Origin of the sequence: Desulfoprunum benzoelyticum, assembly GCF_014201505.1 — a bacterium.
GTDB classification, from domain to species: domain Bacteria; phylum Desulfobacterota; class Desulfobulbia; order Desulfobulbales; family Desulfocapsaceae; genus Desulfoprunum; species Desulfoprunum benzoelyticum.
Genome location: NZ_JACHEO010000039.1, coordinates 1 through 10,049 on the forward strand (window position 1 = coordinate 1; position 10,049 = coordinate 10,049).

Annotated in this window: 10 protein-coding genes and 1 pseudogene; 10 read left to right on the plus strand and 1 reads right to left on the minus strand. The window is 51.8% G+C overall.

Annotated features, from left to right (window positions below; all coding sequences use genetic code 11):
- Positions 1 to 249, plus strand: a pseudogene (locus tag HNQ81_RS16995) (ABC transporter ATP-binding protein); the annotation flags it as partial.
- Positions 250 to 339: 90 nt separating this feature from the next.
- Here HNQ81_RS16995 and HNQ81_RS17000 read toward each other — a convergent pair.
- On the minus strand, positions 340 to 1,365 hold the full coding sequence (locus HNQ81_RS17000; protein WP_183352596.1) for a uroporphyrinogen decarboxylase/cobalamine-independent methonine synthase family protein: 1,026 nt from the start codon (positions 1,363 to 1,365) through the stop codon (positions 340 to 342).
- 346 nt (positions 1,366 to 1,711) lie between these two features.
- On the opposite strand from HNQ81_RS17000, the gene HNQ81_RS17005 reads away from it, so the two are divergent.
- From HNQ81_RS17005 to HNQ81_RS17045, 9 genes are all read left to right on the plus strand, one after another.
- A complete protein-coding gene (locus tag HNQ81_RS17005; RefSeq protein WP_183352598.1) occupies positions 1,712 to 2,965 on the plus strand; it encodes a M48 family metallopeptidase in 1,254 nt (417 codons plus the stop codon).
- 636 nt (positions 2,966 to 3,601) lie between these two features.
- The gene (locus HNQ81_RS17010; protein WP_183352600.1) at positions 3,602 to 3,931 is read left to right on the plus strand and encodes a hypothetical protein; all 330 of its coding nucleotides are present in this window, start codon (positions 3,602 to 3,604) and stop codon (positions 3,929 to 3,931) included.
- 36 nt (positions 3,932 to 3,967) lie between these two features.
- Positions 3,968 to 5,152 carry a DNA cytosine methyltransferase gene (locus HNQ81_RS17015; RefSeq protein WP_183352602.1) on the plus strand — a complete coding sequence of 395 codons (1,185 nt, stop codon included), beginning with the start codon at positions 3,968 to 3,970 and terminating at the stop codon, positions 5,150 to 5,152.
- 1 nt (position 5,153) lies between these two features.
- Complete coding sequence (locus HNQ81_RS17020; protein ID WP_183352604.1) at positions 5,154 to 6,026, plus strand: hypothetical protein; 873 nt, start codon at positions 5,154 to 5,156, stop codon at positions 6,024 to 6,026.
- A gap of 4 nt (positions 6,027 to 6,030) precedes the next feature.
- A complete protein-coding gene (locus HNQ81_RS17025; RefSeq protein ID WP_183352606.1) occupies positions 6,031 to 6,462 on the plus strand; it encodes a very short patch repair endonuclease in 432 nt (143 codons plus the stop codon).
- Between the two features lie 207 nt (positions 6,463 to 6,669).
- Positions 6,670 to 7,005: an IS66 family insertion sequence element accessory protein TnpA gene (tnpA, locus tag HNQ81_RS17030; RefSeq protein ID WP_183352608.1), complete on the plus strand. Its 336-nt coding sequence runs from the start codon at positions 6,670 to 6,672 to the stop codon at positions 7,003 to 7,005.
- Positions 7,005 to 7,352, plus strand: a complete 348-nt coding sequence (tnpB, locus tag HNQ81_RS17035; RefSeq protein ID WP_183352611.1) for an IS66 family insertion sequence element accessory protein TnpB — start codon at positions 7,005 to 7,007, stop codon at positions 7,350 to 7,352. Before tnpA ends, tnpB begins: the two co-directional genes overlap by 1 nt.
- 72 nt (positions 7,353 to 7,424) lie before the next feature.
- Positions 7,425 to 8,984: an IS66 family transposase gene (gene tnpC / locus HNQ81_RS17040; protein WP_183352613.1), complete on the plus strand. Its 1,560-nt coding sequence runs from the start codon at positions 7,425 to 7,427 to the stop codon at positions 8,982 to 8,984.
- 467 nt (positions 8,985 to 9,451) lie between these two features.
- Positions 9,452 to 10,049 (plus strand): reverse transcriptase domain-containing protein (locus HNQ81_RS17045; protein WP_337833472.1); only part of this gene is annotated, 598 nt, incomplete at its 3' end.

A 10,049-nucleotide genomic window follows, 5' to 3' on the forward strand; every position in this document is an offset into this window, starting at 1 on the left:
CGGGTGGCCATCGCCCGGGGCCTGGTCAACCGTCCGCCGGTGATCCTCGCCGATGAACCGACCGCCCCGCTCGACAGCGAACGGGCCCTGGCGGTGATCCGGATCCTCAACGATATGGCGCGGCAATTCGAAACGGCGATCATTGTCGTCACCCACGACGAAAAGATCATTCCAACGTTCAAGCGCATCTATCATATCCGTGATGGCGTGACCTACGAGGAGGCCGGCGAAGGGCGGGCCATCGCCTAAGGGGCGAGCGATCGGGTGGGGTGAAGTTGCAATCAGCGGACCTGTTGAGCTGTATTGCCGCATCGCCCCGGTCGAGCCCAGGCCGCTCGTTCAGGCGAGCTTGTACTTTTCCCGCAGCATGTGCGAGAGGTCGTTCAGCAGTGTAAAGGCGTTTGCCACCGTTTTCCCCTGATCCGGGTTGACGAGACAGCAGGTCGCCGGCGACAGCAGGCTGCGGTGCAGGAGCAGATCGAGATCGATCCCGTTTTTACCTAAATGCTGCCATATCCCTTCGAGTTTCATCGCGAGAAAGCCCAGGCTTTCTTTGGCAAACACCTCATAACCGGTCGGGACGATCCCCCAGACCAGGACCCCGCCGCGGTCAAGAAATTTTTTGATCGAGCCGGTACATGAGGCAAAGATCTCGGCATTGGTATAGATATCGAGGGACAGGATATCGAGGTCGAGACCGAGCATGAATTCCCAGTCGGGATTGCCGCAGAGATGGATCCCCCGCGGGCCGTCGACCGACGACAGAAACGCATCGAGATCGGTTTTCGCCTGCTGGTCGCCGTAACCGGACATCGCTGAAAAGATGAACTGCATTCCCGGTTCATCGATGAACATGAAGGCATTGGCATTGCGTTCCTGCAGTCGGGCCAGCTGGACATTGATCCTTTTGGCCATGAACTCGAACATGAACGGCCGGATGGTGTCGTCGAACAGGATGGGGCGATCGTCCTGGTCGAGAATGTTGAAGCCGAAACTGACCGGCCCTTCGAGCTGGCCGCGGATCGCCGGCCGGTCGGCGAGTTCCCGGGAAAGGAAATCATGGTAGACGACCGAGTACTGCTCGCTGATATCGAAGTAGGACGGATCGTCGAACCGGCTCATGGTCTCTTCGAATTCGTCGATAAATTTCGGCAGCGAGAAGCGCAGGGTCTTTTTTTCCACATCCAGCAGGATACCGGGAAAATGCTCTGCCGCCTGGACGTACATGTCTTCGTAATAACTGTAATTCGGCAACTGCGGCCAGAATGGGACATCGAGGGACAAGGCGAGATCGAGGGCCTGCCGGACATCGGTCTGGGGCATGACGGCCATGGCTGTGGTCAGAAGGTTTCCGGGGATCGGCATGGGTTGTTTCTCCTGTGAATGGTCCGGACAGTGGCAGCAATCGGCTTGTGACGCGGCGATTCCGGGCGATGGGTTGATGGGATGTGGTTTGTCCCAACCCCACGATACCATTTTCCCGAACAGGGAGAAACGAGATCTTTCCATTGACCGTGTCTCCAGGGGGAGGCGGTCGATCTCAGACCCGGGCTCCGGAAAAACCGGATCCTGTTCTGCCGCCGTCACCGTTGCCACGATGAGACAGCCGGAGTTTGCATAAGGCATTTACCCGGAGGAGGGCGATGAACGTGAAATCGCCGGCTTTCCCCCGGGCCACTGAACCACGACAACCAGGAAATCGAAATCCGCGATGAACACGTATCTTGTTATTATTGCCTCCATTCTTCTGTTGAGCTACCTGCTTCATCTGGCGGCGGCCCTGCTCAACCTGCGCGCCCTCAGCCCCGAGCTGCCGGCTGAATTCGTTCATGTCTATCATGCCGACGCCTATAGCCGCTCCCAGCACTACACCCGGGCAACGACAGTCTTCTCGCTGACGCGGGCGACGATAGTCCTCGTCGTGACATTGACCTTTATTGTCGCCGGCGGATTCAACCTGATCGATGGCGTGGCCCGCGGTTTTGGATTGTCCGTTATCCCCACCGGGCTGATTTTCCTTGGCCTGCTGGCCCTCCTCCAGGCCTTGCTGCATCTGCCTTTTGCCGTCTACGCCACCTTCGGCATCGAGCAGCGCTTCGGCTTCAACACCACGACTGTGGCCACCTTTATCACTGACGGCCTCAAGGCCGCACTGCTCACAGTCGTGCTCGGCGGCCCGCTGCTGGCCGGCATCCTCTGGTTGTTCGAGACCAGCGGCCCGCACGCCTGGCTCTATTGCTGGCTGGCGGCGGTGGTCTTCATCCTGGTGGTCCAATTCCTTGCCCCGGTGCTGATCATGCCGCTGTTCAACCGGTTTACGCCGCTGGCCGAAGGTGAGCTCAAAGAGGCCATCACCGGTTATGCGGCCGGGCAGCGGTTTGCCCTGCAGGGGATTTACACCATGGACGGCTCCAGGCGCTCCACCCGCGCCAACGCCTTCTTTACCGGTTTTGGCCGTTTTCGCCGGATCGTCTTTTTCGATACCCTGATGCAGCAACTGACCACCGCCGAGATTGTTGCCGTTCTCGCCCATGAGATGGGGCATTACCGGCTCAGGCATATCATGAGCATGATGGCGCTCTCGATCCTGCAGACCGGTCTGATGTTCTTCCTGCTCTCTTTTTTCCTATATAATCCGGGATTGTTCGCCGCCTTCGGGATGGAACATATCTCCGTCCATGCCGGGCTGGTGTTCTTCGGTTTCCTGTATGCCCCGATATCGACGTTCTTGGGTATCGGAATGAATGCCTTTTCCCGGCATAACGAATACCAGGCCGACCGTTTTGCCGCCCGGACCGGCGCCGATGGTGAGGCCTTGATCAGCGGCCTGAAAAAACTGAGCGTCAGCAACCTCGCCAACCTCACCCCCCACCCGTTCCACGTCTTTGTCCATTACAGCCATCCGCCGATCCTGGCACGGATCGCCGCTCTCCGCAAAGTCTGCGGTGGCAGCCGGGAGATCTGATTGTATGGCATCAATGCTGCGGTCGACTTTATGACAAATCGAGTCGGCCTCTCTCATGGCAAGCATGGTCTGTCTGGGAGTTGCTTTACCAGTTATGATATATGATGTTCAGAGAACTCTTGTCCCAATGGACCGGATATTTTTCCTTTCCGGAGGCAACCATTCGGCTCTCAAGCAAAAACCCCCCAAATGTAGCTTCGTGAACACTTCGTTTTTATCCATTTTTTCAAATACACTCCTGTTATTCATGATTTCGTGCCTCCGCAGCAGAACAGGCGATATTGCCCATAATGCCACACGAAACCTCTATTTTTTTCCAGCCATCAAGGCACTCCCAACCGATCTTTTACAAACAAAAAGACCTGATATGCCGCAGCGGCATAACAGGGCCAGAATTTCAAAATACTGCAGCGAACATCCTAACCGTAATTCTGTTGCAATCACCTGAATGTTGGTCTACTATGCAAAGAATTTCTGATATTTCTACTACATAGAATTTATTGTCAGCGAGGTATACGAAGGAAAAAGCAGTTGAGAGAGGGATCGTGGTTATTCACGATAAGTTACCGTATGGTACTTTTGTGGGCAGGCTTCCCAAAAAGCCGCTGCGGTATATTAAACGTTCGATAGGGTACAATGGAAAAATCTGTCCTACTGAAGGCAATCGAAGATTGGGAAGAATCAGTTAAATGGATCGAATATGGTTGGGATTGCATCGAAGAATATACCCATGACCTTATGAGCAGGGAATATTTAGATGAAGAAGTAGCAAAAGCACCAAAAAATGAAATCAAATCGTTCACATCGCGCATTGAAAAGGCTGACCAAAGATTTTTGAAGGCAACCTTCCCTAACAACAGATGCGTTTGGAGCAGTTATATTGAAAGTGAGTATGGATATTCACAAGAAAAACACTGGTACTACTATAGATGGCCGAATGATTTGAGAAAACAAGTAGGTACCTGATTGAAACCTCGGCTTATTTCGAATATAGTGTTCAGTATGGAAAGAAAACTCGGTTATAATTTCTATGAATTTTTCGCTGGAGGCGGCCTCGCTCGGAAGGGGCTGGGCGATAAATGGGAATGTCTTTTTGCCAATGACATTTGCCCCAAAAAAGGGGACGTATATCGTTACAACTTTGGGGGCGGTGCAGAGCTAACAACAGGAGACATAAAGCATGTTACCCCGAAAATGCTTCCAGGTGAGGCGACATTAGCTTGGGCGTCTTTCCCATGCCAAGACTTGTCTCTCGCGGGTCCAAAACCAAAAAGTGGTTTGTCTGCGAAAAGAAGTGGTTGTTTTTGGCCTTTTTGGGAGTTGATGGCCCGCCTTGATGATCAAGGGAGGGCAGTACCAATAATTGTCCTTGAAAATGTAGCTGGGTTGCTAAATTCAAATGAAGGCAAAGATTTCACTTCACTCATTCAGGTAATAACTGAACGACAATATAATGTTGGTGCGTTAGTTATTGATGCTGAGAAATTTGTACCTCAATCACGGCCACGCCTTTTTGTAATTGCGGTAAAAGATTCAATAGAAATTCCCCAACATCTTCTCGGGAAGCAAGCAGATTGTCCGTGGCTGCCAAACAATTTATTGAAGGCATATTGTAATTTGCCAAATCAGATTAAAAATAATTGGCTTTGGTGGAATTTGCCAGTACCGGAATCATGCCGCAATACCTTAAAGTCAATTCTTGAGAACGAACCAGTTGGGGTTAAATGGCATTCAAATAGAGAAACAGAAAGGATTATCTCTTTAATGTCTGATGCTAATCTTGAGAAGCTCAAGAAAGCCCAACAAGCTGGCGGGGTGCAGGTAGGAGCCGTCTACAAAAGGACAAGAAAAGAAAACGGTAAAAGCGTTCAGCGAGCTGAAGTTAGATTCGACGGTCTTAGCGGTTGCCTAAGAACACCAGTTGGTGGTTCTAGTAGGCAGATTATTTTAGTTGTTGAAGGTGAATCTGTTCGCTCACGCCTGTTATCTCCTCGTGAAGCTGCGAGACTTATGGGGCTTGATGAAAAGTATAAATTGCCAAGCAAATACAATGATGCGTATCATCTCATGGGAGACGCAGTTGTTGTTCCTGTAGTGAAATGGATAGAGAGACATATCCTTAAACCTCTATGCCAAGCCAATCATGGCTCTTCCTCTCTACCATCTCAAGAAATCGGAGCAGCATAAAGTGCCAGGACGTAAGCCAATAATTTATTGTGAACTACTTGATGAAGTTAAGGAAGAAATTGACTCTTACGTTGACGAACTTCGCAAAAAAGCACCTGCGATAGGGAAGCATCGCTTGTCTGAAAACGAATTTTGGGATTCAGGTATTTTTCACAGCGCCATCGAAAAGCTACGAGGAATTCAAGCTGCAACAACAGATAAAAAACGTTGTTTTATTTCTGGAATTCTCAGTTACATGCAGTCCCAAAAAGCCATAATTAGCTGGGAGTTCAGTGGCGCAGGTGAACGACATGATTATGAAGTCAAATTACCCGATGGACGTTTATGCATAATTGAGGCGAAAGGTTGCCTTGACGGCAATAATACCAATATTTTTGAACGGCCCGCAAATGCGGACGAGTTCATTATTTGGTCCCTGTGCCAAAATCCTGGTTCTGATCCTCGTCACAATTCTTGGTCCGGCATTCATACAAGATTGAGTGCTGAAACTATTCATCGAAAACAGAAAGTTGACGGTGTCATTATTTGGGATATGCTATGTGGCACAAAAGGGCGACCATGCCCAAAAATTCAAAAAATCAAATCAAGAACCACTAGAGTTGATTCCAAGAAAATCCCCCCGCCTTGTCTCTATCTCTTTCCTCGGACAATACCCGACCCAAGAAATAATCCTAACCCACCATGCTGGAAAGTCCACGAAGTGAGTTTCATATCTGCTCTGGCTCAGTGTTTTAAGGCTGACGAAACAGACATAGTTGAAGTGCATATCCAGGTAAGGATGAAACAATCTGATGTAGAGCGCCAAACAATTTATTATCGGAATGGAGAGAAATTTTCAGAATCAAGGTGGACGAAGATCAAGAGGGCGCGTTAACAGGATGGCAGACGTATTTCCCCCTGCCAAAAGAAGTTGGATAATGTCCCGCGTTAAAGGGGAAAATACAAAACCAGAAATTAAAGTTCGTTCCTTGATACATGCAATGGGATTTCGCTTTCGGCTTCACCGGAAAGATTTGCCAGGAAAGCCCGATCTTGTGTTTCCAAAACACCGGAAGGTGATTTTTGTTCATGGGTGTTTTTGGCATCAACACAGTGCTTGCCCAAGCGCGGCAAGACCTACAAGCAATACAATATACTGGAACAGAAAATTAAAAAGAACCATTGAACGAGACAACCAAAATATTACGGCATTGGAAAGCGCTGGTTGGCAGGTTTTGGTCATTTGGGAATGTGAAATCAAAAACACTGAAAAACTATTAAAAGTTCTTGAAAAATATCTTATAAAATCAAACAGTAAAGATGCCGAGTAAGGCGCTGCACATTGACTGTAAGGGGCGCGGGCTCATAGCCTGCTGCCCCTTTTGTGTTTCCGTCAGTTGTTGCACGGTCCGTCATCCCCTTGCGGCAAGTGAGCTTTGGGTTAGCATAATAAGAAACGTAAGCGTCTAAGGAACCCCATCTTCCGCTGAGTCGAGAGATATGCTTCACTATGCCGAAATCTTTTCAAGGAGGCATGGATGATGTTTACGGAATCGACAGAGGAATTGGCCAAGAAGCACTACTGGCGGCAGCATGTTGCATCTTGGCATGAGAGCAATCTGAGTCAGGTGGAATACTGCCGTCTCAATGATCTCCCCATCAAGAATTTCGGCTACTGGAAACGCAAGGAAAGCAAGGCAGTGTCCGCTCATCCTCGTTTTTTTCCTCTGGTAGCCGCCGGCCCCGGTCCGATGGTTAAACGTGCCTCCGCATTGCAGTTGAATATTCAGGAAAAACGTTTCAGCATCGAGATCGGCGAGGATTTTTCGCCGATACTGCTGAAAAGGTTGATAGCAACCCTGGAGCAACTGTAATGCTGGCCATGGCTCCGGAGGTAAAGGTCTACGTGGCGGTTGGAGCGACGGACATGCGAAAATCGATCAACGGTCTGTCACTGCTGGTCGAGGAGCATTTCCAACTCGACCTGTTTTCCGGCAGCCTGTTCGCCTTCTGCAACAGGAGCAGGAACAGGGTGAAAATCCTGTATTGGGATCGCAATGGTTTTTGCCTGTGGCTCAAGCGCCTGGAGCAAGATACTTTTCGTTGGCCGGAGACGGAGTCGGAAGTGCTGGAGATCAGCCGGCCGGCCCTGGACTGGCTGCTGCACGGCCTGGATCTGCGGCAGGCGCATCGGCGACTGGCATATGGCTCAGTTTCCTGAGCAATGAATTAATATATTGATATTATTCATTATATCGTTGCATATTCCGGTGTGTTGTGGTAGTGTTTCGCCATGCTAAAAGACACTTCCCCATTGCCCGATGATCCCCAGGAACTGCAACGCCTGCTCCGTCGCGCCGAAAAGGAGAATGACCTTCTCCGTGAACAGGTCCGCCTGCTCTACGCCAAACTGTTCGGCAAGAAGAGCGAGAAAGGCGGGCCGGATCCGACCGGCGCGCAGCTGCCGCTCTTTGATATGCCGGAGCCCGAAGTGGAACCGGAGAAAGAGGAGGTCGAGGTACCGGCCCATACCCGCGAGAAGGCTGGCCGGAAGAAGCTGCCGGAAGCTCTTCCCCGGATCGAGGTGGTGCATGATATCCCTGCCGAGGAGAAGGTCTGTGCCTGCGGCGGGACGATGAGCCGGATCGGCGAAGACGTCTCGGAGAAACTCGATATCATCCCGGCGGTGATCCAGGTGATCAGGCATATCCGGCCGAAATATACCTGCAGGCACTGCGAAGGGCTCGAGACCGAGGGGGCGGTAGTGAAGATCGCGCCGGTGCCGAAGCAGATCATCGAAAAGGGCATCGCCACTGCCGGTCTTTTAGCCCATATCCTGACCGGCAAGTTCGTTGATTCCCTGCCGTTTTACCGCCAGGAGAAGCAATTTGCCCGACTGGGAGTCGATATCCCCCGGGCGACCATGTGCAACTGGGCGATGAAGGCTGCCGCGGCCTGTCAGCCACTGCTGGCGAAGATGAAGGAACAGATCCGTTCGGGACCGTTGATCAATATCGACGAGACCACCGTCCAGGTTCTCGCGGAGCCGGGTCGGTCTCCGACCACAGACTCGTACATGTGGATCTTCCGCGGTGGTCCGCCGGACAAACCGGCGCTGATCTATCAATATGAGACCGGCCGCGGCGGCAAGGTTGCCTCGTCATTTTTGCAGGACTACAAGGGTGTGGTGCAGACGGACGGCTATGTCGGCTATGATTTCCTGGACAAGCAAACCGGGGTGGCGCACGCCGGCTGCTGGGCGCATGCCCGCCGCAAGTTCATCGATGCCCAGAAGGGCTCCGGTAAAGGCAGTCGGACCGGCAGTGTCGATGTGGCGCTCAGTTACATCCGCAAGATCTATGAAGTGGAGCACGAAGGCAAGCGGGAGAATTACACCTCGCAGCAGATGGGTATCCTGCGGCAGGAAAAAACCAAACCGATCCTGGATGACTTTCTCAAGTGGCTGAGCAAGAAATCCCTGCAGGTTGTCCCCCAGAGCCTTCTGGGAAAAGCTGTGAGCTATACGCTCAACCAATGGGGCAGGCTGGAGGCCTATCTGAAGCATGGTGAAGTTACGCCTGATAACAATGCCGCCGAGAATGCCATCCGCCCCTTTGTGGTCGGCAGGAAAAACTGGCTCTTTGCCGGCAGCCCGAAAGGTGCCGAGGCCAGCGCCGGTCTGTATAGTCTCATCGAGTCCGCGAAGGCGAATGGACTTGAGCCCTACAAATACCTTCGCTACCTCTTTGAACACCTGCCCTTTGCCGATTCCGACGATGATTATGCACAGCTCCTGCCCTCAAACCTCAGCCCTGCTGGGCTGAACTTGAGCCAGGGAGTTACTGGGGTTTGATTGACGCTTAGTACGCCAGGATAAGCTGGCAAAGGATAGTGGGTGAAAGTCCCACACAGAAGAAGGTTTAGCCTGCCACTCTGGCCCCGAGTCATGCGCGGTGATCCGTGAGGATAAACGTGAAGTGTTGACAGGGGAGACCATGGGCCAGGTATTGAGCTGCGAAATAAAAATTCAAGGCGTCGATGTTGTTAAGCGAAACAGAAGACCATGCTGTCCCGGACATTAATAGGCGAGTCCGTGATCAGGCCTTGCGCAGTCGGAGACCCTGTGCACGTGGAGAAGTCCTTTGTGCGGAACCTGGGAGATCTCGTGAATGTCCGAAATGTGTTATCGGACCGGTTTCTGAAGGCGCAAGCCGAACGAGAAGCGTGAACGTTCACGAGAAGTCGGACACAGCCATAGTACCAAAGAAGGTCTCGAACAATGGGGAGTTGCCCCCGGCGGAGAGGCTGGAGGGAAGGGCCGTGCTCAAGTGGAACGTCCAGCCACCTGCCGCAGTCCGGACTCAGAGCCGGGGAGCTGCGTCGATCGGATTGTTGGGCGTGCGCCGTGCGGCGCAAGGTAAGAAAGATCTGAAGTTTACTGCACTTATGCACCATATTGATATTGAGCTGCTTCGCCATAGCTATTTCAAGCTTAAACGTGAGGCAGCTTCTGGTGTTGATGGGGTGGATTGGGCAAGTTACGGAGAAAGGCTCAATGAGCGGCTTGAACTGCTGCACAAGCGCGTGCATCGGGGAAGCTATCGGGCTCAACCTGCACGTCGGGTGTATATTCCGAAGGCAGATGGAAGCCAGAGGCCGCTCAGTATCCTGTGTATTGAAGACAAAATTGTTCAGCAGGCGGTGGTGGAAGTTTTACAAGCCATCTACGAACCGGACTTCATGGGATTCTCCTATGGGTTTCGGCCGGAGCGTGGACAACACGATGCGCTGGATGCTTTGCAAACAGCCCTATACCGTAAGCAGGTAAACTGGATCTTGGATGCAGACATTCGAAAATTCTTTGATAGTATGGATCACACGTGGACGTTGCGTTTTCTGCAGCACCGGGTTGGTGATC